Here is a 22530-nt window from a genome sequence, read left to right on the forward strand (position 1 = left end):
GCAAAATAGCCATAAAAGCAGTCTTTCAAAGATCTCATGGCACTAATTTTTTGAAGTTAGGCACAAAAGACTATAAAAACAAGATTTTTAACTACCGATGACTGCAGTTTTCGTATTTCTTCTCACTATAAGGTAAATTCCGAAAAAAATCATCGGAACACAAAGCCACTGCCCCATTGATAAACCTAAGCCCAATAAACCCAAGAAAGCATCTGGCTCGCGGGCAAATTCAGCCAAAAACCGGCACAGGCCATAGCCAAGCAAAAAGAGTCCTGAAACCTGACCCAAACGATGCTGTTTTCTGGCATAAATCCAAAGAATGATGCCCAGCAAAAGACCTTCGCCTAACAGCTGATAAATCTGTGAAGGATGGCGTGGGATAGCATCCACCAAGGGAAAAATCATTGCCCAAGGCAAGTCTGTAGGGCGCCCCCACAACTCACCGTTAATAAAGTTACCAAGGCGGCCGAATGCCAAGCCAAAAGGAACCAGTGGCGCAACTAAGTCACTTACGACAAAGAAACTAGTCCGATGTTTATGCGCAAACCACAATAAGGCCAACAAGACTCCCAAGAGCCCGCCATGAAAAGACATGCCGCCTTCCCAGATTTTCAGAATATCCAAGGGATGGGAGAGGTAGTAGCCTGGCATATAAAACAAGGTGTAGCCAATCCGACCACCGAGAACCACGCCAAGCACGCCAGCGAATAGTAAATCTTCAAGGTCTTTATATGACCAGCCTAGAGCTTGATATTGAGGCGCCCGAATCCGTAGACGTCCGAGCAGTAGAAATTGTCCAAAGGCCATCAAATACATCAAGCCATACCAATGAATCGCAAAAGAACCAATCCGAATAGCTGCAGGATCAAATTGAGGATGTATCAGCATAGCTCTTTAAGACTTGGACTGATCGAAGTTATGCAACTCATGACCCAAATCACGATAAGCCTTAAAACGTTCGCGCCCAGCCAAACGCTCGGCCTCGTTGACCGTAACCACCTCCACGATGCGCGGAAAGCGAGCGGCCAAAGCAGCCACATCGTTTGGCATACGCATACCCAAATGAATCATGACATCCGCATGCGGCACAGAACTCAGGTCTGGCGATGCAAAATCATCAGTCAACACGATGGGCGTTTCTGCAGCAGCCTCATCACTCACAAAGCAGTGAGGTAAAAAATCACTGGCACTAAATGCCCACAGTAATTTATCGAGCTTCTTGAGATCGGCAAGCTCACCCACTATCACAATATTTCTGACGGGCTCACCCACAGGAGTTGCGCTCCAAATCTTGCGCGTTAAACGGCAGGCGTATTCCAGCTTGTCGGCAACATTGCTATGAAAATCAATTCTCGCCATTCGTTTCAGCCCTACTGACTATTGCTCAAGTAAATAGTTCACCAACAATGGTACTGGACGGGCAGTCGAGCCCTTTGCTGCACCACTCTTCCATGCGGTACCTGCGATATCCAAATGCGCCCATTTATATTTCTCAGTAAAGCGCGACAAGAAACAGGCTGCAGTAACGCTGCCCGCTGGACGTCCACCAATATTAGCGACGTCGGCAAAGTTTGACTTCAATTGCTCATGGTAAGCGACATCCAGAGGCAGGCGCCATACAGTATCGAGGGATGACTGACCTGCTTTGGTTAAAGCATTTACCAAATCTTCATCATCAGAAAATAAACCGCTATGAACATGACCTAAAGCGATCACACAAGCACCTGTCAAGGTCGCCACATCAATGACTGCCTTTGGTTTAAAACGCTCAACATACGTTAAAGCATCACACAGAATTAAACGACCCTCAGCATCCGTATTTAAGATCTCGATGGTTTGACCAGACATACTCTTCACAATATCGCCGGGGCGAGTTGCTCCGCCAGAAGGCATATTTTCACAAGTCGGCACAACACCAATCACATTCTTTTTTAACTTCATCAAACCTGTTGCATACATAGTGCCGATCACAGAAGCGGCACCGCACATGTCGTACTTCATCTCGTCCATGGCTTCACCTGGCTTTAAAGAGATACCACCAGTATCAAAAGTAATGCCTTTCCCCACCAACACAATCGGCGCCTCACCTGCTTTACCGCCTTGATGGCGCATCACAATAAATTGCGGGGGAGTATCGGAACCCTTGGCAACCGATAGGAATGACCCCATACCCAAAGCTTCAATTTGCTTTCGACCCAATACTTCAACCTTAAGGCCGGCTTTTTTAATTAAGCTCTGAGCTGCTTTGCCCAAATACGTTGGGGTACAAATATTGGGCGGTAAATTGCCCAAATCTTTTGCTAGATTCATGCCCTCTACCATTGCAATACCTTCGGCAACGGCTGCCTTCAACTCTTTGGCACATTGATCATTGCCTACAAAAGTAAGGTGTGCAAAAGTATCGGCTTTATCTTTCGCTTTAAATTTCATCGCCGCTTGTCTTACACCAAACCGATAAGCTTGATCACCGGCATATTGAATGCTCAGGCGCACTTCCTCTGCCAAGAAAACGGCTTTATGGCCTAAAGCAAAACTGGGGGTAAACCAAATGGCATCCTCGATAGATCCCCCGCTCAGACTCTTCAATGCTGCTTTGGCAATCTTGGAATAAGCGCTCAAGTCGCGCGCCCCAGGCAAAGCAAGATCACCCAAGCTCACTAACAAGACTCGCTTCGCCTTAATACCGTTGGCAGTCCATGATTTTTCCGCTCTCAAGGTGCAGGTGGAGGCTTGCTTAGAATCTAAATCACCCACGACATTTGCATGGGTAACAGATCCGCAAAGCAGAAGATCGAGCTCGGACAGTAACCCAGGTTTTGGTTTCGCACCTCTGCCCCCTGAAAAGTCATCCAAATCAGTCTTGGCATAAGCCAATACGAGGCAATCGCTATTCTGGCCCAGCAGGAGGCTGAGGCTAGATTTAAGCTGTTTTGGGCTACGCAGGTCTGCTTGCGAGAAAATCTTGGTGCTAAATTGAATAGTCATAGTTTATTGCGGTATTTTTAAGTCGATTCAAAGGGGGTTAATAGACATTTATCCATTATCCTCCGACATAAGGATAACTCCCCAAGCAACGCACCCATTGACCACCTAAGAAGCAAATTACAGTCCAAACTAGCGCAAGCACCCATGATCTTTAAACAAGCCCTCCGCCGCGAACTCAGTTTTACCACTGGTGGCGTCTTTTTGGTTTTGGTCACAATCATGGTCACTACCTTGGTCATTCGAATTCTGGGATTTGCAGCCAACGGTACCGTAAACCCTAAAGATGCCTTGGTGCTCATCACCCTTGCAACCCTAGGTTATATGGCCGTACTACTCACGGTTTCTCTTTTTGTGGCCGTTTTAATTGTGCTGGTGCGCTGGTATAAAGACTCAGAAATGATTGTCTGGTTTGCCAGTGGCTTAAGCATCTCGAATCTGATTCGCCCTATTCTGCAATTTGCCACCCCACTGATCATCATGATTGCCCTATTGGCACTTTTTGTTTGGCCCTGGGCTAATCGCGAGTCCACACTAATTAGTCAACGTTTTCAGCAGCGCGATGATGTCTCAATGATTGCGGCTGGTCAATTCAAAGAATCGGCAAAAGCAGAGCGGGTCTTTTTTATTGAAGAGTTAGATGTTGATAAAAATGAAGTTAAAAATGTCTTTGTTGCAGATAGTAAAAATGGACGTCTCAATATAGCCGTGGCCTCTACAGGCTTCATCCAAAACTCAGGCGATGGCGAAAAATCGATTGTTCTCAATCATGGTCGACGTTACGAAGGGCAGCCCACCCAGCCCGACTTCAGAATCCTAGAGTTTGATACCTATACAACGCAAATACACAAAAAAGAAATTTTGGCGCCCCTGCCACGCGATCGAGAAAAAACCATTCAAGAGTTAATCAACGAGCCCAACCCCGCTTTTGTTAAGCCTAGCCAAGCAGAGCTCCTGTGGCGCATTGGTCTACCCCTAATGGCCTTAGGCCTTGTGCTCATTGCCATTCCGTTGGCTTACGTCAATCCAAGGCTGGGAAATTACACCGCTATGTTCTACGCAGTATTGATTTATCTTATCTATAGCAACCTACTCAATCTGACCCAAAATTTTGTCTCTCAGGGAAAAATCAATGTCTACGTTGGCGTTTGGCCAATTCATGTATTAGCCCTCACGGTTGCAATTATCTTGATACGAAATCGCATTAACCCCTCCCTGAAATGGTGGCGGCGCCAATTGCCCGCCTCATTCTCCAGCAAATGAAGCTACTCTTTCCTTACGTCTACGAACGTTATCTAGCCAAGCAAATTTATAGTGCATTTGGCTTTATTTTATTTGCGCTAGTCGCGCTATTTTTGTTCTTTGATATCCTCAGCGAGCTTGGCTCAGTCAATGGACAGTACACACTCGTACTTGCTCTTTTACATGTGCTACTAAAGGCGCCAAGCCGCATTTCAGAAATCATTCCAGTGGCAGGATTAATCGGCAGCATCTATGTATTCGCAATGCTTGCCAGCCAATCAGAATTTACGATTTTGCGTATAGCAGGACTAGATGTGAAGCGTGGACTCACAACTCTTGCCAAAATCTCCTTGCCCCTGATTGCGCTCACACTCATTATGAGTGAGTGGGTTGGGCCTTATTCAGAATCCATTTCAGATCAGGTTCGCATGAAGGCCCTGGGGTCAACTTTTGAATCGCAGTTTAGGACTGGGGTTTGGGTCAAAGATCGTCTACGCGATGAAGATGGCAGTGGACCCATCCGACCCGGCGTACGTTACGTGAATGTCGGCAAGATTGAAAAAGGCAATGAGATTAAAAATATCCGCATGTATGAATTCGACGATGCGTATCGACTCCTTTCCATCAGAAGCGCGCTTTCTGGTCGCTTTGACCATACTGGTGTCTGGGTTTTAGATGATGTCACTGAAACCCGCTTTAAGGAAAATAAGCAAGCCGATCCCTTAAACCCCGTGTACTCAGCACAAACCTTCACCCTTCCCATACTCAGCCTTGAGTCCGAAGTGACACCACAAATTTTGAATGTGCTTTTAGTTAGTCCGGAAAAGATGTCTATTTTTAGTCTTGGGCAATTTATTAATCACCTACAAGAAAATAAACAAGATACGCAAAGGCACTCCATTGCCTTTTGGAAAAAAGTGATCTATCCATTCACTATTTTTGTGATGCTGACTTTAGCCCTGCCTTTTGCTTATCTCAAGGTACGCGCAGGCAGTGTTGGCATCAAAGTATTTGGCGGAATTATGCTGGGTATGAGCTTTCAGCTATTTAACTCCTTGTTTTCAAATGTGGGCTTGTTGGGTTCGTGGCCAACCTTACTTACCGCCCTGATCCCGCCACTAGTCTACTTTTTGCTAGCCATCTTGGCGCTGCGCTGGGTATCTAAAGCTTAATACCTAGAATTCATATAGAATTTGATTCATATATCTATGTAGGTATATACGATCGGAATCTAATATGAATCTACACCAATTTCGCTTTGTACGAGAAGCTGTTAGGCAGAACTTCAATCTCACCACTGCTGCTAAGGCTTTATTTACCTCTCAGCCGGGGGTTTCTAAGGCCATCATCGAGCTAGAGGATGAACTCGGTGTTGAAATTTTTCGCCGACATGGCAAGCGTGTTCGCTCATTAACTGAGCCCGGTAAGCGCATCCTCTTATCGATTGAACGGATTCTCGATGAAGTGGAAACACTCAAACGCGTTGGCAAAGATTTTGCCAGTCAGGATCAAGGGAGTTTTGTCATTGCCACTACCCACACTCAGGCACGCTATGCCCTGCCAAAAGTGCTCACTGAATTTACCAAGCGCTTTCCTAAGGTACGGGTAAGCATTCAGCAGGGTAGTCCAGGTCAAATCGCTGAGCTCCTAACCCATGATCGCGCGGATATTGCGATTGCAACTGAAGGCATTGCCAATACCCCTGGCGTGCTCGCCCTGCCAGGCTATCAATGGCAACACGTCGTGATGGTGCCGCTTAGCCACCCCTTGCTTAACCAAGCAACAGTGACCCTAGAAGAGATCGCAAAGTATCCGATCATTACATATGACAAAGCATTTGCGGGGCGGAGCAAAATCGATGCTGCCTTTGCACAAAGAAACATCACACCAGATATTATTTTGGAAGCAATCGATGCAGACGTTATCAAAACCTATGTTGAAACTGGAATGGGAATTGGAATCGCCGCAGGTCACGCCTACGATCAAGACAGAGATCGCAATCTCAAAATCATTCCTGCTGGACATTTATTCGGCAATAACGTAACTCACCTTGGCGTTAAACAAGGGGCTTATCTGCGGTCTTTTGTATACACCTTTATTGAACTTTTCTCGCCAACGCTTACACGCAAAATCGTTGAACAAGCTATGTCGAGTGAGGCAGATACTTACGAAATTTGAGCTGCGCCTTAATTGAGGGAGAGATGGTTCATATCAAAGAAAATGCCCCGCATTAGCAGGGCATTCTTTAATTTGGTGCCTCGGGGCGGACTCGAACCGCCACGCCTTGCGGCACCGGATTTTGAGTCCGGCACGTCTACCAATTCCATCACCGAGGCAGGTGTTTGCAGTGGAAAAACTGCATTAGTAACAGCTAAGAGGTGAGAGTGTAACAAAAAAAGGAGCTGGAGCGCCATCCTTTGACTCAGTACCCCTTAAAATAGCTCTCTCTAGCCACATTCTGCAAAAGGACTTACCCGTATGGCCGGCCACTCAAAATGGGCCAATATTCAGCACCGCAAAGGTCGTCAAGACGAGAAGCGCGGCAAGATTTGGACCAAGCTCATTAAAGAAATCACTGTAGCGGCTAAGTTAGGTGGCGGCGACGTTGCCACCAATCCCCGCTTGCGTCTGGCGATTGACAAAGCCAAAGACTCCAATATGCCCAATGACAATGTCCAAAGAGCGATTCAACGCGGCACTGGCTCACTGGAGGGCGTCAACTATGAAGAGATTCGTTACGAAGGTTATGGCATCAATGGTGCCGCCGTTATTGTCGACTGCCTCACGGATAATCGCACCAGAACGGTTGCTGAAGTTCGCCATGCCTTTAATAAAAATGGTGGCAACATGGGCACAGAAGGTTCAGTCGCTTTTTTATTTAAGCACTGCGGGCAGATGCTCTTTGCGCCAGGGATTAATGAAGATCAACTAATGGAAGCTGCGCTTGATGCGGGCGCTGAAGATGTCATCACCCATGATGATGGCTCCCTCGAAGTATTGACGCCTGTACCCGATTTTCCGAAAGTACAGGATGCACTGAGCAAGGCTGGCTTCAAAGCGGAACTGGCCACGATAGCCATGCGACCCGAAACAGAAATTGCACTTGAAGGTGATCAAGCGGAAAGTATGCAGAAATTATTAGATGCGCTCGAGAACTTAGATGATGTGCAAGAAGTTTTTAGTAATGTTGCATTCTGATTTACATCCTATTCACCAATATTCTTATTAGCTTGCTATGAAAATTCTCTTAATTGGTTCAGGTGGTCGCGAACATGCACTCGCTTGGAAATTGGCGCAATCGCCCCAAGTGCAAACCGTCTACGTTGCACCGGGTAATGGCGGCACCGCTACAGCCAAACAATCCACCGCAGGGATTCAAAACCTACCCATCTCAGACTTACAAGATCTCGCAGAATTTGCAAAACGCGAAAAGATTCACCTCACAGTAGTCGGTCCCGAGGCGCCATTAGCAGCCGGAATTGTCGATGTATTCCGCGCAAACGGATTACGTATTTTCGGGCCCACGCAACTAGCGGCACAACTTGAGTCCTCAAAGGACTTCTCTAAAGCCTTTATGAAACGTCATGGTATTCCGACTGCAGATTACCAAACATTTTCAAATGCACTAGAAGCACATGCCTATATTGATGCTAAAGGCGCTCCCATTGTGATCAAAGCAGATGGCTTGGCGGCCGGTAAGGGCGTAGTGGTTGCCATGAGTCTTGAGGAAGCACACGCAGCAGTAGATATGATGCTGGCGGACAACAAACTTGGCAACGCAGGGGCTCGTGTCGTCATTGAAGAATTCCTGACAGGCGAAGAAGCTAGCTTCATTGTTTTAGTGGATGGTAAAAATGTACTTGCCCTAGCCACCAGTCAAGACCATAAGCGTTTACTTGATGCCGACCAAGGCCCCAACACAGGCGGAATGGGTGCGTACTCTCCAGCGCCAGTCGTAACGCCAGAGATTCATGCGCGTGCCCTACGCGAAGTAATCATGCCGACTGTTAAAGGCATGGCAGCCGATGGCCTACCCTATACCGGCTTCCTCTACGCCGGCTTGATGATCGCCTCCGACGGCAAAATCAAAACTCTGGAATTTAATTGCCGTATGGGTGACCCAGAAACTCAACCGATCATGGCACGTTTACGCAGTGACTTAGTTCATGCATTAGATAAAGCTGTCGATGGCAAGCTTGATGAGGTTGAGCTTGAGTGGGACCGCCGCACTGCCTTGGGTGTAGTGCTCGCAGCTCATAACTACCCAGACACTCCTCGCAATGGCGATGTCATTACGGGCATTCCAGCCGATACCGAAGATCAACTCACTTTTCATGCGGGCACCAAGTTCCAAGATGGTAAGTTAGTGACTTCCGGCGGTCGTGTAATGTGTGTCGTTGGACTGGCCGATACAGTGCGTAGCGCCCAACAAAAAGCCTATGAAGCCATTTCTAAAATTCAATTTGATGGCATGCAATATCGCAAAGATATTGGCTATCGTGCAATCAAATAATTTATAGGAAAGTTTTATTTCCTTGTCAGAGACCACGCACACTCACATTGATATTCAAGTCCTAAAGGATTACCTCCTGGGCTTGCAAGATCGCATCATCTCGGCCATGAGCGCATTGGATGGGAAAACTTTTGTTGCTGATGAATGGCAAAAACCAGAAGACAGCAAGCTCAAGGGCTACGGTCGTACCTGCATTTTAGATAGCGGCAATATTCTAGAAAAAGGCGGGGTTGGCTTCTCGCATGTCCGCGGCGATCAAATGCCGCCATCAGCCTCCCATCATCGCCCGGAAGTCGCGGGGCGTAGCTTCGAAGCTATGGGGGTCTCACTCGTATTTCACCCTAATAATCCCAAGATTCCAACCACCCATATGAATGTGCGCTGCTTTATCGCGCAAGCGCCCGATAAGGAACCAGTATGGTGGTTTGGTGGTGGCTTTGATTTAACGCCTTACTATGGGGTTGATCAAGACTGCAGGCATTTTCATCAGACCGCCAAGGATGCGCTAGACCCTTTTGGAGTAGAGCTATATCCCCGGTTTAAAAAGTGGTGTGACGAATATTTTTATTTAAAGCATCGGGAAGAGCCTCGCGGTATTGGCGGTGTATTTTTTGATGATTTCAATGAATTGGGTTTTGAGAAAAGCTTTGCAATGACGCGTGCAATCGGCGATGCCTTCATTAATGCTTACCTACCAATTGTCGAGCGTCGCCAACATGATGCATTCACTGCAGAAGAAAAATCTTTTCAAGAATACCGCCGTGGTCGTTATGTTGAATACAACCTCATTTTTGATCGCGGCACCATCTTTGGCCTGCACTCCGGTGGAAGAACTGAATCAATCTTAATGTCGATGCCGCCTGTTGTGCAATGGCGCTATAACTGGCAGCCAGAGCCTGGTACACCAGAAGCCAAGCTCTACGATTATTACCTCAAGCCTCGCGACTGGCTGGCTTAACTTGAGCGCTCCAAAAAAAATTGGCATTCTCGGTGGCACTTTTGATCCACCACATCTCGGTCATCTTAAACTTGCCACGCACTTTACTAAACTATTCGGTCTAGATGAGTTGCTACTGATTCCAAGTGGCGAACCTTGGCAGAAAGCAAGCAGTATCACCAAAGCGGAAATACGCCTTCGATTGACCGAGGCAGCCGCGATAGACTTAGCCAAGGCTTTTTTATATCTCAAGCTTTCAACCGTCATTGGGGTTGATCGCCTAGAGATAGATCGAGTCGGCCCCAGTTACGCCATTGACACCATCAAAACCCTAAGGGTGCGCTATGGCTCGGATGCGAGATTGATTTGGCTTATGGGGGTTGATTCTTTCCTAAGCCTACCAAGCTGGCATTCTTGGACAGAGCTACTCCACATGGTGCATTTTGCTGTTGCTACGCGTCCAGAATATGAACTTGAAACTGAAATGAGCGAAGAAATTCGTGATTTACTCACTAATCATCAGACCCTAGACGCTAGTGCCCTTGAAAACACCCCTTCTGGCCGCATATACCTTGATAAGACCTTAGCAGTTGATCTTTCATCTACCGACTTACGAAACTGCCTAAGACCCCTTTCTGGCGCCCCCTTAGGGCCAGAACAAATACCCTCACATGCTCTAGAAATCATCACAAATCTGGGCTTATATAAGCATTCAAGCTAAGATCACCCCATACTCATTAGACTTATTAAAGAAATACAACAAAGAAACTATGGAATTACGTAAATTACAGCGCGTCATTATTGATGCCTTAGAAGATGTCAAAGCACAAGATATTCGCGTCTATGACACCACTAAATTAAGTGAGTTATTTGACCGCGTCATTATTGCTACAGGCTCGAGCAATCGCCAAACTCGGTCATTAGCCATGTCTGTTAAAGAAGAGGTCAACTCCAAAGGTGGTGAAGTTATTTCGGTTGAAGGCTTGGAAACTGGTGAGTGGGTTCTAGTAGATTGCGGCGATATCGTAGTCCACATCTTGCAACCGATGCTACGCTCCTACTATCAACTAGAAGGCATGTGGGGCGCAAAACCTGTCCGCGTCAAATTAGCTAGCGAAAAAGGTCTTGTCAAAGCAAGCGAGTCCGACGACGACGATTAATTTCTGGATCAGCCCATGCGCTTAACCATCGTTTCAGTTGGACACAAGATGCCAGATTGGGTGGCGACTGCAACCCATGACTACACGAAACGTATGCCAGCAGACTGCAGTATTGACATCAAAGAGATTAAGCCCGATCTCACACCAACTAAAGAAGCCATCAAGATCGCAGCCGCAATTCCGAAAGGGTCTCGCATTATTGCCCTAGACGAGCGTGGTAAAGATCAAACGACTCAAAGCCTAGCAACCCAACTGGCTCACTGGCGACAAGAAGGTTTCGACATCACTTTTCTGATTGGCGGTGCTGACGGCTTAGACGCTAGCCTCAAACAAAATGCACACGCGCTGTGGCGCCTATCAAGTCTCACCTTGCCGCATGCCATGGCTAGAGTGTTGCTCGTAGAGCAACTCTATCGCGCCTGGACCATTCTGCAAGGTCACCCTTATCACCGCGAATAATGAGTGATTCATGTTTCCTTTTCTATACCTTGCCTCCCAAAGTCCGCGCCGCCAAGAACTCCTTAAGCAAATGGGCGTGCAATTTGAAATGCTATTACCCCAACCAGGTGAAGATACAGAGGCTATTGAAATCCCCATGCCCCATGAGAAGGCGCGTGCGTATGTGGAACGCGTCACTCTTGCAAAAAGTACTGTAGCTCTGGAGCGCTGGAAAAAAGCAGGTTTACCGTGGGCGCCTATTCTATGTGCCGATACAACCGTGAGCATGCCCGAGCATCCCGCTGGAGAAATTTTGGGCAAACCGAAGGATGCAGCAGATGCACTGCGTATTCTAAAGATGCTAAGCGGCAAAACGCATCAAGTACTAACAGCTGTCGCGATCACCACCTCACCAGAAATAAAACCTCTCTACCTAGTACAAGTTTCTGAGGTGGAATTTGCACCCCTCACCACAGAGCAAATGCAGGCCTATATTGCCAGTGGCGAGCCGTTTGGTAAGGCCGGCGCATACGGCATTCAGGGGCTGGGTGGTGCCCTCATTCCATCGATTAAAGGGAGCTATAGCGGTATCATGGGTCTTCCGATTTACGAAACTACTCAACTACTCGCTCGCGCCCAAGTCAGCCACCTATGAATGAAGAAATTCTAATCAATATCACCCCTCAAGAAACGCGGGTGGCATTAATTCAACAAGGCGCAGTTCAAGAGCTTCAGATTGAGCGCACCCGCCAACGCGGTATTGTGGGTAACATTTATTTAGCCAAAGTTGTACGAGTTCTACCTGGAATGCAATCAGCCTTTATCGAAATTGGTCTTGAGCGCACTGCATTTATGCACGTGGCAGACATCACACAAAATAATCCGCAAGCGCAAATTGAAAAATTATTGTTTGAAGGTCAAACTCTACTCGTTCAGGTTCTCAAAGATCCGCTTGGAACTAAGGGGGCACGCCTGACAACCCAATTGAGCATTGCAGGTCGGAATTTAGTGTATCTGCCGCCGGTAAGTAGCGACATCACCGCAGAAAAATATATCGGCATATCACAACGCATCGATCAGCCCGAAGAACGTGAGGCGATCAAAGTGCGGCTTGCAGGCTTGATACCGGAAGATGAGAAAGGCGGCATTATTGTGCGAACAAGTGCCCAAGATGCCTCCGACACAGAACTGCAGCACGATATGCGTTACTTGAGGACTGCTTGGGAAAATATTCGAGCGGCAGTCAACCATCAATCTGCACCATCACTCCTCTATCAAGATCTCAGTCTTGCGGAACGCGTGCTTCGAGACGTTGCTGGAGAAGAGACTAGCCAAATTCGGGTGGACTCTGCTGAGAATTTTGAGAAGCTCAATGCATTTGCCAGTCAGTACATGCCCAACCTCTTAGGGAAATTAACACTTCACCGCGGTGAACGCGCCCTATTTGATTTATTTGATGTTGATGCTGAAATCAATAAGGCCTTAGGGCGTCGTGTTGATCTCAAGTCTGGCGGCTATCTAATGATTGATCAAACCGAGTCTATGACTACCATCGATGTCAATACCGGTAGCTATGTTGGTGCGCGCAATTTAGATGACACGGTATTTAAAACCAACCTAGAAGCAGCGCAATCCATTGCTCGTCAATTACGTCTGCGCAATCTAGGCGGCATCATCATCATTGATTTCATTGATATGATTAACAAAGATCATCAAGAGTCTGTTTTGCAGGAACTCAAGCGTAACCTAGAGCGAGATCATGCCCGCACTTCAGTTAGCGATTTTTCAGCGTTAGGCTTGGTCGAGATGACCCGCAAGCGCACGAGAGAATCTCTTGCCCATATCACCTGTGAGCCATGTTCGGTATGCTTTGGTAAGGGCGAAATTAAGACCGCTCAAACGATTTGCTATGAGATCTTGCGCGAGATTGTGCGCGAACATCGCCAATTTAACCCTAAGGAATTTCGGATTGTGGCGGCACCAGATGTAATTGATTTGTTTCTCGAGGAAGAAAATCAGTTTTTGGCACAACTAGGTGACTTTATTAATAAACCCATCAAACTTCAAGCGGAAGGCAGTTTCCGCCAAGAACAATACGATATTGTTTTGAGTTAGCGCGCATTGCTGAAGCTCATTTTAAGCATTAGAAAACTGTATGCGATGCAAGTTAGCATACAGGCCATCTTGCTTAATCAAATCCTCATGTGAACCGTTTTCCACAACTTTTCCCTGATCCAGAACTACAATCCGATCAGCATGCTCAATGGTGGACAAACGGTGGGCAATGACCAATGTCGTTCTGCCGGCCATTAATTTTTCCAAGGCATCCTGAACTTGGCGCTCAGATTCCGAATCCAATGCTGAGGTTGCCTCATCTAAGATCAAGATAGGTGCATTTTTATAGATTGCTCGGGCAATTGCCAAACGCTGGCGCTGGCCGCCCGATAGACGATTCCCGTTATCGCCAACTAAGGTGTTGATACCTTCTGGCAACTCTTTCACCATGGCGCTCAAGTTGGCCGCCTCTAAAGCCTCAATCACGCGACCGCGGTCAATCCCATCTTCAGCCACTGCACCATAAGCAACATTGGCTGCAATCGTGTCATTAAACAAAATCACATCCTGACTCACAAAAGCAATTTGCCTTCTGACATCAGATAAAACAATCTCTTCAAGCGGCACATCATCCAACAGAATTTGACCAGAAGTTGGCTTGAAAAAACGGGGCAAGAGATTGACCAGAGTCGACTTACCTCCGCCCGATGGCCCCACAAAAGCAACCACCTCTCCAGGATTAATTGAGAAATGAATATCCGTCAATGCATCTTTACGACCGACCTCTTGTTGATATGAGAAGCCAACATGTTCAAAACGAATCCCGCCCTTAGCCCTGTCTAAAGACTTCATATTCGGCTTGCGCAACTCATCTTCTTCAACGGGCTCATCCATTAAGGCGAAGGTCATTTCCGCGGCAGTCAACCCACGTTGTAGTGGCTGGTTAATATCAGCCAAGTGCTTAAGCGGTGAAATCACCAACATCATGGCGGTAACAAAAGCGGCGAACCCGCCAACCGTAGTGCCCTCAGTGCTTGACTGCATCAAAGCAATTACCAACACAACGGATAACGCCATCGAAGCAATCAACTGAGTAATAGGCTGATTTAATCCGCCTGCTACCGCAGACTTCAAACTGAATTGGCGTAAGCGCTCTGCTTTTTCCATGAAGCGACGCATTTCATACTGCTCGGCTCCATGCACCTTGACAATCTTATAGCCAGCCGCTGACTCTTCAACGATATAAGCCAAGTCACTGGTTAAACCCTGTTGCTCACGATTCAACAACCTCAGGCGCCGATTAATCTTGCTCATAATCCAAGCAATTACAGGGAAAATCACCAACACAACCAACGTTAGACGCCAATTGAGATAAATCAGATAACCCATCAAACCGACCACCGTCAACGAATCACGCACCAGACTAATTAACATGCCGCCCATGACGGTGAGCACATTATTTACCTCAAAGACTACGGCGTTAATTAAATTTGAGGCGGAATTTTTTTGAAAGAAAATCGTTCTTGCGTGTAAGAGCGTTTGAAACATCTGCTCCCGCAACTTCAGGAGCACTGCATTGATAACGCGGGTCAGCAAATAATTAGATAGAAACTGCGCCAAGCTACGCACCAAAGCTAAGCCAACCAAGAAAACGGGGACCTGCCAAAGCTTGCTATTGAGCTCCCCAGTAAACCCACGGTCCAATAAAGGCTTCATTAGAGCGGGAATTGAGGTCTCAGCACCGGCCACCAAGGCCATGGCCAATAGAGACCCAATAATCAAGCCAATATGGGGTTTGAGGTACTGAATTAAGCGGTTTAGAGCGGTACGGTCTTGAGCATTCATATAATGAATTATGCCCACCTTATCAGTCATACTCATCACTCGCAATGAAGAGGCCAATTTGGCCGACTGTTTAGCCTCTCTGGAGGGGCTTGCCCAGCAAATTGTAGTGGTGGATACCAATAGCTCAGACCGCACTCTGGAGATCGCCAAAACCTATGGGGCAGTGATTTCTCAGCCGGCGGATTGGCCTGGTTTTGGACCCCAAAAGAACCGCGCACTTGAGCTTGCTACCGAGGAATGGGTTTTATCGCTCGATGCCGACGAAAGACTTACGCCAGCCCTCAGATCAGAAATTCTGACGGCTATCCACCACTCAGCCAATGTGAACTGCTTTGCCATTCCACGCCTATCCTGGTTTTGTGGGCGCTTTATCCGGCACTCTGGCTGGACTCCTGACTATGTAGATCGTCTTTTTAAAAGGGGAAGCGCTCGATTTTCAGACGACCTAGTGCACGAACGTCTGATTCCCAACGGTGAAGTGGCCAAACTTCAAAACCCCTTGTTGCACTTCAGCTTTATGAATATGACGCAAGTGAAAGAAAAAATGGAGCGCTATTCAAGCGACTCCGCAAAACAGGCTTTCCTCAAAGGGCGTAAAGGCTCCCCGATGCAAGCTTTTTTTCATGGGCTCTGGGCGTTTATCCGAACCTATATCGTCCGCCTGGGATTCTTAGATGGCCCACAGGGGATCTCTTTAGCTGTTGCAAACGCCCAGGGATCCTATTACCGATATATTAAGTTGTGGCGACTGAATCAAGCGGCCCAGCCAAACCAAAACTCACCCAAAGAAGACTTCAAAATTTCGGTCATCGTTGCCACCTACAATTGGCCAGAAGCCCTGAAGCTATGTTTACTCTCTTTAATCAAGCAAACAGATAGCAACTTTGAAATTATTGTGGCTGACGATGGCTCCGGTGCACCAACCAAAGCCGTGGTTGATCAAATAGCCGCACAATCTGCCATCAGAATTGAACATGTTTGGCAAGAGGATGATGGCTGCCGAAAGACACTTATTGCCAATCGTGGCATCGCAGCTTCACAAGGCAGCTATCTCATCTTTATTGATGGGGACTGCATTGCACAGCCCGACTTTGTTTCCCAACATCGAAAACTGGCACAAAAAAATTACCTGATTACTGGTAGCCGCATTCTTTTAAGCGAAAGACTGACTAAGCAACTCCTTCAACTTGGTCTGTGGAATTTTTCGGACTTCAAGAAAAATATTCTTTCGTACAGAATGGCCGGTGATATCAATAAGGTATTGCAGCTAATAGTAAAACGTGGCGATGGCCATTGGCGCAACTTTAAGCGCTTTGTTTGGCGACGCATTAAAGGCTGCAATATGGCCTGCTGGAAAAGTGATGCCTTGGCTATTGGCGGCTTTGATGAATCTCTTGTCGGCTGGGCGCATGAGGATGCAGATTTTGTTTTTAGACTAGAGCATCATGGGATTCACCGCAAAAGCGGTTCATGGTCTACCGAAGTGATTCACTTGTATCACCGCGTTCGTGACCAGTCCTTAAACGATGTCAGCATTGAGAAACTCAACGCAAAGATCCGAAAAATGCGTGGATTAACTTAATTCGATATTTCAAACATGAAACATCCCGCCAAGCTAAAACCCAAAAAAATATTATTTATTGCCACTCGGCAAATTGGTGATGTGCTGGTAACCACCCCACTTATCAAGAAAGCTCGAGAACTCTGGCCTAAGGCTGAGTTTCATTTTTTGGGATATCGCGGCAAGCTTGATATGCTCAGAGGTAATCCTGATATTGCAAAGCTCATTGAAACGTCTGACAGGCCAAAATTGGGGGAATATCTTTCACTCTTTTATCGCCTCTTTCAGCGCTATGACTTAGCCATCGTCACTCAACCAAGCGATCGAGCCTACTTCTATGGCTTATTCGCCGCATTTCGAAGGGTTGGTATCTTAAGTGGTCACCCCCAAGGATTGGTGGCACAAGATCATAATAGAAAAAGTAAAAGCGAAAAACAAAATGCTTGGAAGAAAGCGATCTGCTTGCACTCGGTAGAGGTAGATTATTTCAAGCAACATGTTGTTACTGAAAAACTGCGTTTGTTAGAAGTCTTTTTCAAAAATCCTGCCGAATTATTTAGTAAGCCCATCTCTGTTACACCGCCCATAGGTGAAGCATTGAGTCCGTTGATTGCTGGCAAGCTTCAACAGCCCTATGTCGTGATACATCCGGGTCCTTTAACAGCTTACAAGCGCTGGCCCTTAGCTCATTGGCAAGATCTCATTAGTTGGCTCGTTAAGCATGGCTTTCAGGTGGTGTTGAGCGCCTCCCCAGCCAAACAAGATATTGAACTCAACCACGCGATCCTCTCGCTATTAAATGATGAGACCCTACAAAAAGTGATTAATGCTGCTGGTCAGTTAAGCATCCCACAAGCAGGCAGTCTGATAAGGGGCGCAGTTCTTTACGTTGGCGTTGACACCTCCATTACGCACTTAGCAGCGGCATGCAATATCCCAACTATTGCCTTATTTGGCGCAACACCTCCCACTAACTTTGGCCCATGGCCCAATGGTTTTATTGGCAAACAACCTTACCAATTGCGTGCACGTACTCAAACTGTTGGCAATGTCACCATCTTGCAAGGCCCCGGGGACTGTGTACCGTGCCGCAAAGCGGGCTGTGAAGACCGAGTAGGCAGTAGAAGTGAATGTCTGGACTTTTTAGAACCAAATCAGGTGATCGAGGCGATCGAGCAAGCGCTACAGATGTAAACCAAACAGCTCTTTAGTGGTATTGAACCTGAACTGGGTTAGCTTGCTTAGATGCCAAAATTTGATGCAGACTGTGCAAACATGCATCATCAGGATAAATTCTGAGCTCTTCTGGGAACTGCATCAAGCAAGCGCCGCCACTGGTGGTAACCGCTGCAGTTAACATCAAACCTTTGACACCCTCATTACCGCTGACAGTTGGTGGCGCAGCACCTAATTTGGGATCTCGGACACGATTGACCATCAAATAAGGACCAATCTGCGTACGCAACATCTTGAGATCGGTTGCAGAATCAATAAAAACGTGAATATTGCGAGCAAAACGCATACGAGCGCCGGTGATGTCCATCACTGCTTCCGATACGATGCGCATACCCCCTGAAAACTTATCGGGGGTGACGTTTACCTTGGCAACTAGCAACTCATCCTCTTTGAGCCAAGAGCGATTGGGCTCATAAACTTCGCTATAAAGCGTGACTTCGATTGAAGCAGAACCATCATCAATGGTGGCAATCATCATGCGACCGCGTTGACCGGTTAGCATGCGTGCCGAGGTAATAATGCCCGCAATCAATTGATCTTTGCCTTCGGTAACCTTAGCAAGTGGTTGACGAATAAAGTGGGAAACTTCCTCGCGATAGGCGTCAAACATATGCCCAGTCAAACAAAGACCTAGAGCAATCTTTTCCTCTTGAAGGCGTTTCTTTTCAGACCATACTGGCTCGCGCACTAGCTCAGGCAAATGGCGATCTTCTTCGCCAGCTACCTCGAATAAGCTCACTTGGTGCACAGAAGCTTCGGCCTGTTCAGCCGCCTCAATCGCACGCGCCAAGGAAGCCAATAGCGTAGAGCGGATGTCATATAAATTGCCGCTCTTAGCGCATTCTGCGCGATAAAGACTATCAAATGCACCGGCCCGCATCAGAGCTTCAATCGCACGACGGTTTACTTGGCGTCGATCAACGCGCGCGCAAAAATCGAACAAATCCTTAAATGGGCCGCCAGCTTCGCGCACCTTAACAATTGACTCAATCGCTGCTTGACCTGTCCCCCTTACCGCACCCAAGCCGTAGCGAATATGACTTAAGGGTGAACCCGGGGCAGCATCTGGGGCGCGAAGTGGCGTGAACTCATAAACACCAGTGTTGATATCGGGCGAGAACACTCTGATTTGGTTATTCAGGCAATCGTCGTAGAGAATCTTCACCTTATCGGTGTCATCCATCGCCAGCGATAAGTTGGCCGCCATAAATTCAGCGGGGTAATAGGCCTTTAACCAAGCGGTTTGATAGGCCAGAAGCGCATAAGCAGCAGCATGAGATTTATTAAACCCATAGCCTGCAAAGCGCTCCATCAAGTCATAAATTTCGTTTGCTTTGCCTTCGGTAATGCCGCCCGCCTTTGCGCCATCACTAAAAATTTTGCGATGCTGCGCCATCTCTTCAGGCTTTTTCTTGCCCATCGCACGACGCAACATATCGGCACCGCCCAGTGAGTAACCACCAATCATCTGCGCCATCTGCATCACCTGCTCCTGATACACCATAATGCCGTAGGTTTCATGCAAAACAGATTCAATCCGAGGGTCGGGATACTCTACTTTTTGGCGCCCATGTTTCCGCTCAATGAAGTCAGGAATGAGATCCATTGGACCGGGTCGATATAAAGCTACCAAGGCAATAATATCTTCGAAACGGTCAGGCTTAGCCTCACGCAGCATACCTTGCATACCGCGACTTTCCAACTGGAATACTGCAACAGTATTGGCCTTCTTGAGAACCTCAAATGCACCCACATCATCGAGCGGGATTTCGCCGATGTTCCAATCCTTGCGATCAGCGTGGAGTCCTTTAATCCAGCGCTCTGCCGCCGCCAAGATCGTTAAGGTTGTTAACCCCAGAAAATCGAATTTCACCAAGCCAATCGCTTCAACATCATCTTTATCGAACTGACTAATGACGGAGCTACTATCTTGATCTTTTGATTCCTGGGTATACAGGGGGCAGAAATCCGTTAACTTGCCAGGAGCAATCAGCACACCCCCTGCATGCATACCCACGTTTCGTGTCATGCCCTCGAGCTGCTCAGCCAATGAGAGCAATTGACGTACCTCGTCTTCATTTTTCTCGCGCTCGGCTAATTGCTTTTCTTCTTTCTTCGCAATATCAATGGTCATATATTGACCGGGCTTGTTAGGTACTAGTTTTGCTATCCCATCAACGAAGTTATAGCCCTGCTCTAGAACGCGACCCACATCACGAATCGCCGCTCTCGCCGCCATCGTGCCAAATGTTGCAATTTGGCTTACTGCATCTTTGCCGTACTTATCTTTAACGTATTGAATGACGCGATCGCGCCCATGCTGGCAAAAGTCAATATCAAAGTCAGGCATCGATACCCGCTCAGGATTTAAGAAGCGCTCAAACAGTAAGTTATAACGCAATGGATCAAGGTCGGTAATACCAAGCGAGTAGGCCACCAAAGAACCAGCCCCAGATCCACGCCCCGGCCCAACTGGAACACCATTGTTTTTAGCCCAGTTAATAAAGTCTGCAACGATCAAGAAATAACCTGGGAAGCCCATTTGAGAAATCGTCTTCACTTCAAATACTAGGCGATCGTGGTAACGCGACTCTTCTTTTGCACGCTCTTCTGGATCCGGAAAATTGCGCTCCATATGGCGTTTTAGACCAATTTCGGATTGCTGCAACAAAAAGTCATCGAGCGTAATACCGGGAGGCGTCGGGAAATCAGGTAGGCGGGGCTGACCAAGAACCAAGGACAAGTTACAACGTTTAGCGATTTCAACGGAATTTTCTAAGGCCACTGGCAAATCAGCAAAACGCTTTTCCATCTCCTCTTGAGATAAAAAGAATTGCTCTTCGTTAAATTTCTTTTGGCGACGTGGATTACCTAATAACTCTCCTTCAGCAATACAGACACGCGCTTCATGCGCCGTGAAATCGCTTCTTTGCATAAACTGAACTGGGTGAGTAGCCACCACAGGCAAGTCCATGGCACTTGCCATATGGCAGGCCAACTGAAGATGCTGCTCATCTTGGGGATGACCCCCACGCTGCACTTCAATAAAAAAGGAGTCAGGAAAAATCTTAGCCCAGCGCGCTGCGGCTGCCCGAGCTTGGTCTTCATGACCTGCTAGCAGTGCTGCACCAACATCACCCCAGCGACCGCCCGATAATGCAATCAAGCCATGAGCTAAGGTTTTTTTAGCCTTCTTATCCTCCTCTTTGGAAGCAGGCTCAGTAAACCAGGAAGGATCGACTTCAGCGCGACCGCGCGATTGATTATCCAAGGATGCGCGGCTCAGTAACTGGCAAAGATTCAGATAACCAGAATGGTTTTGCACCAATAAGAGCAAACGGTGAGGTTGATCGGGATCTTGGGGATTGCTCACCCAAACATCAGCACCCGCAATCGGTTTAATACCATTTGCCCGGGCGGCCGTATAAAACCGCACCAAACCAAACAAGTTGCTCAGATCGGTCAGGGCTAAGGCACCCATCCCATCTTTTTCGGCCTGCGCTACCGCATCGTCAATGCGTACAATCCCATCCGTAATTGAAAACTCGGAATGTAAGCGAAGATGAACGAAACGGGGTGAAGCCATGAGATCATTTTAGCTGTGTACGACGCAAAAAATCCCCCACCCCCAGCCAGCGCCTATCGCGGGCGATTTGCCCCATCGCCCACCGGTCCACTGCATGCTGGATCGCTGGTTGCTGCCCTTGGAAGTTGGCTAGATGCCAAGAAAAATGGGGGGCAATGGCTACTCAGAATAGAAGATATAGACCGGCCCAGGTGCATCCCTGGAGCCGATCGAGAAATCCTACGCCAATTACTTGCCTGCGGCTTGCAGTGGGACGAGGAGGTCATCTGGCAATCTGAGCGCCAAGAGCGTTATCAAAGGGCTCTAGAAGCCTTAAATCAGCAGAAATTGGTTTATTCCTGCACCTGCTCCCGCCAAACTATTGCAAATATGCTTGCAGCCCAAGGAATTGAGATGTCCCGCAACCAAGAAATGGTGTACCCGGGCACCTGCCGCCCCGCACAGATTGAAATCAACACCTTAGCCAACAGTACAGCAGCTTGGAGATTGGCCCTTCCTAAAAATCTCCTGATCGAATTTGAGGATAAGTGCCTAGGAACCCATTTAGAGAATGTCAGTACCCAAGTGGGTGATTTTGTTCTGCGTCGCAACGATGGTCTCTTCACTTATCAGTTGGCGGTAGTGGTCGATGATGCTGAGCAAAACATTACTCATATTGTGCGTGGTGCCGACTTGCTCAGCAACACTGCTCGACAAATTTACTTACAGAATATCTTAGGCTATAGCAGACCAAAATATTTACACCTACCACTCGTCCTCGACAAGCATGGCGAAAAACTCAGTAAACAAACTTTGGCAAGCCAAATTAATACCGAGGACGCCAAGAGTACGCTGCTAGAGTTACAGAAAGCAGCAATGCATTTAGGGCTTAGAGATTTACCGAGCGGAGAAAATAGATCGATTGCCGAGTGGCTATTAGCAGCCACTCATGCATGGGGCAGTCACAGCATGGGAAAAATATAAAGTAATCGTTAC

At 47.4% G+C, this 22530-nt stretch carries 18 protein-coding genes, 1 tRNA gene and 2 pseudogenes; 15 read left to right on the forward strand and 6 right to left on the reverse strand.

Annotated elements, in window-relative coordinates:
• Positions 1 to 87 precede the first annotated feature (87 nt).
• Genes lgt through ICN46_RS06330 form a run of 3 tightly spaced genes read right to left on the reverse strand, consistent with a single transcriptional unit; the run spans position 88 to position 2985 of the window.
• A complete protein-coding gene (lgt, locus tag ICN46_RS06320) occupies positions 88 to 888 on the reverse strand; it encodes a prolipoprotein diacylglyceryl transferase (protein ID WP_216206141.1) in 801 nt (266 codons plus the stop codon).
• A 6-nt stretch (positions 889 to 894) separates the two neighbouring features.
• On the reverse strand, positions 895 to 1359 hold the full coding sequence (locus tag ICN46_RS06325; RefSeq protein ID WP_216206144.1) for a DNA polymerase III subunit chi: 465 nt from the start codon (positions 1357 to 1359) through the stop codon (positions 895 to 897).
• An 18-nt stretch (positions 1360 to 1377) separates the two neighbouring features.
• Positions 1378 to 2985, reverse strand: coding sequence for a leucyl aminopeptidase (locus tag ICN46_RS06330; RefSeq protein ID WP_255538771.1), 1608 nt, complete (start codon positions 2983 to 2985; stop codon positions 1378 to 1380).
• A gap of 144 nt (positions 2986 to 3129) precedes the next feature.
• Here ICN46_RS06330 and lptF point away from each other — a divergent pair, with 144 nt between their 5' ends.
• The 3 genes from lptF to ICN46_RS06345 all read left to right on the forward strand — a co-directional run bounded on the left by lptF (position 3130) and on the right by ICN46_RS06345 (position 6402).
• Positions 3130 to 4245 (forward strand): LPS export ABC transporter permease LptF, encoded by a 1116-nt coding sequence (lptF, locus tag ICN46_RS06335; protein WP_216206147.1) that lies wholly within the window; start codon positions 3130 to 3132, stop codon positions 4243 to 4245.
• Positions 4242 to 5396 (forward strand): LPS export ABC transporter permease LptG, encoded by a 1155-nt coding sequence (gene lptG / locus ICN46_RS06340; protein WP_216206242.1) that lies wholly within the window; start codon positions 4242 to 4244, stop codon positions 5394 to 5396. The genes lptF and lptG overlap by 4 nt, the downstream gene beginning before the upstream one ends.
• A 64-nt stretch (positions 5397 to 5460) precedes the next feature.
• A complete protein-coding gene (locus tag ICN46_RS06345; protein WP_216206150.1) occupies positions 5461 to 6402 on the forward strand; it encodes a CysB family HTH-type transcriptional regulator in 942 nt (313 codons plus the stop codon).
• Positions 6403 to 6475: 73 nt separating this feature from the next.
• Here the strand turns inward: ICN46_RS06345 and ICN46_RS06350 are convergent.
• A tRNA-Leu gene (locus ICN46_RS06350) sits at positions 6476 to 6560 on the reverse strand.
• Between the two features lie 142 nt (positions 6561 to 6702).
• Between ICN46_RS06350 and ICN46_RS06355 the strand changes: the two genes are divergently transcribed.
• The 8 genes and pseudogenes from ICN46_RS06355 to rng all read left to right on the forward strand — a co-directional run bounded on the left by ICN46_RS06355 (position 6703) and on the right by rng (position 13387).
• Positions 6703 to 7422: a YebC/PmpR family DNA-binding transcriptional regulator gene (locus ICN46_RS06355; RefSeq protein WP_216206152.1), complete on the forward strand. Its 720-nt coding sequence runs from the start codon at positions 6703 to 6705 to the stop codon at positions 7420 to 7422.
• A gap of 37 nt (positions 7423 to 7459) precedes the next feature.
• Positions 7460 to 8737, forward strand: a complete 1278-nt coding sequence (gene purD, locus ICN46_RS06360) for a phosphoribosylamine--glycine ligase (RefSeq protein ID WP_216206155.1) — start codon at positions 7460 to 7462, stop codon at positions 8735 to 8737.
• Between the two features lie 46 nt (positions 8738 to 8783).
• Complete coding sequence (gene hemF, locus ICN46_RS06365; RefSeq protein WP_216206247.1) at positions 8784 to 9695, forward strand: oxygen-dependent coproporphyrinogen oxidase; 912 nt, start codon at positions 8784 to 8786, stop codon at positions 9693 to 9695.
• Between the two features lies 1 nt (position 9696).
• Entirely contained in the window at positions 9697 to 10395 is a 699-nt protein-coding gene (nadD, locus tag ICN46_RS06370) for a nicotinate (nicotinamide) nucleotide adenylyltransferase (protein ID WP_216206159.1), read from the forward strand.
• A 49-nt stretch (positions 10396 to 10444) separates the two neighbouring features.
• Positions 10445 to 10831 (forward strand): annotated as a pseudogene (gene rsfS, locus ICN46_RS06375) (ribosome silencing factor); the annotation flags it as partial.
• A gap of 18 nt (positions 10832 to 10849) precedes the next feature.
• Positions 10850 to 11293, forward strand: coding sequence for a 23S rRNA (pseudouridine(1915)-N(3))-methyltransferase RlmH (gene rlmH / locus ICN46_RS06380; RefSeq protein WP_216206164.1), 444 nt, complete (start codon positions 10850 to 10852; stop codon positions 11291 to 11293).
• 10 nt (positions 11294 to 11303) lie between these two features.
• Positions 11304 to 11927: a Maf family protein gene (locus tag ICN46_RS06385; protein WP_216206171.1), complete on the forward strand. Its 624-nt coding sequence runs from the start codon at positions 11304 to 11306 to the stop codon at positions 11925 to 11927.
• A complete protein-coding gene (gene rng, locus ICN46_RS06390) occupies positions 11924 to 13387 on the forward strand; it encodes a ribonuclease G (RefSeq protein WP_216206174.1) in 1464 nt (487 codons plus the stop codon). The genes ICN46_RS06385 and rng overlap by 4 nt, the downstream gene beginning before the upstream one ends.
• A gap of 21 nt (positions 13388 to 13408) precedes the next feature.
• On the opposite strand, the gene msbA is transcribed toward rng, so the two are convergent.
• Positions 13409 to 15172, reverse strand: coding sequence for a lipid A export permease/ATP-binding protein MsbA (gene msbA / locus ICN46_RS06395; protein WP_216206177.1), 1764 nt, complete (start codon positions 15170 to 15172; stop codon positions 13409 to 13411).
• A 10-nt stretch (positions 15173 to 15182) separates the two neighbouring features.
• On the opposite strand from msbA, the pseudogene ICN46_RS06400 reads away from it, so the two are divergent.
• The 3 genes and pseudogenes from ICN46_RS06400 to ICN46_RS06410 all read left to right on the forward strand — a co-directional run.
• Positions 15183 to 15929 (forward strand): annotated as a pseudogene (locus ICN46_RS06400) (glycosyltransferase family 2 protein); the annotation flags it as partial.
• Positions 15912 to 16754, forward strand: coding sequence for a glycosyltransferase family 2 protein (locus tag ICN46_RS06405; protein ID WP_255538775.1), 843 nt, complete (start codon positions 15912 to 15914; stop codon positions 16752 to 16754). The pseudogene ICN46_RS06400 and the gene ICN46_RS06405, both read left to right, overlap by 18 nt.
• Positions 16755 to 16769: 15 nt before the next feature.
• On the forward strand, positions 16770 to 17927 hold the full coding sequence (locus ICN46_RS06410) for a glycosyltransferase family 9 protein (RefSeq protein ID WP_216206180.1): 1158 nt from the start codon (positions 16770 to 16772) through the stop codon (positions 17925 to 17927).
• Positions 17928 to 17940: 13 nt separating this feature from the next.
• Here the strand turns inward: ICN46_RS06410 and dnaE are convergent, their stop codons facing one another.
• Positions 17941 to 21555: a DNA polymerase III subunit alpha gene (gene dnaE, locus ICN46_RS06415; protein ID WP_216206184.1), complete on the reverse strand. Its 3615-nt coding sequence runs from the start codon at positions 21553 to 21555 to the stop codon at positions 17941 to 17943.
• A gap of 15 nt (positions 21556 to 21570) precedes the next feature.
• On the opposite strand from dnaE, the gene gluQRS reads away from it, so the two are divergent.
• On the forward strand, positions 21571 to 22518 hold the full coding sequence (gluQRS, locus tag ICN46_RS06420) for a tRNA glutamyl-Q(34) synthetase GluQRS (protein WP_370625489.1): 948 nt from the start codon (positions 21571 to 21573) through the stop codon (positions 22516 to 22518).
• Positions 22519 to 22530: the final 12 nt, after the last annotated feature.

Origin of the sequence: Polynucleobacter sp. Latsch14-2 (genome assembly GCF_018881925.1) — a bacterium.
In the GTDB taxonomy this organism is placed as follows: Bacteria; Pseudomonadota; Gammaproteobacteria; order Burkholderiales; family Burkholderiaceae; genus Polynucleobacter.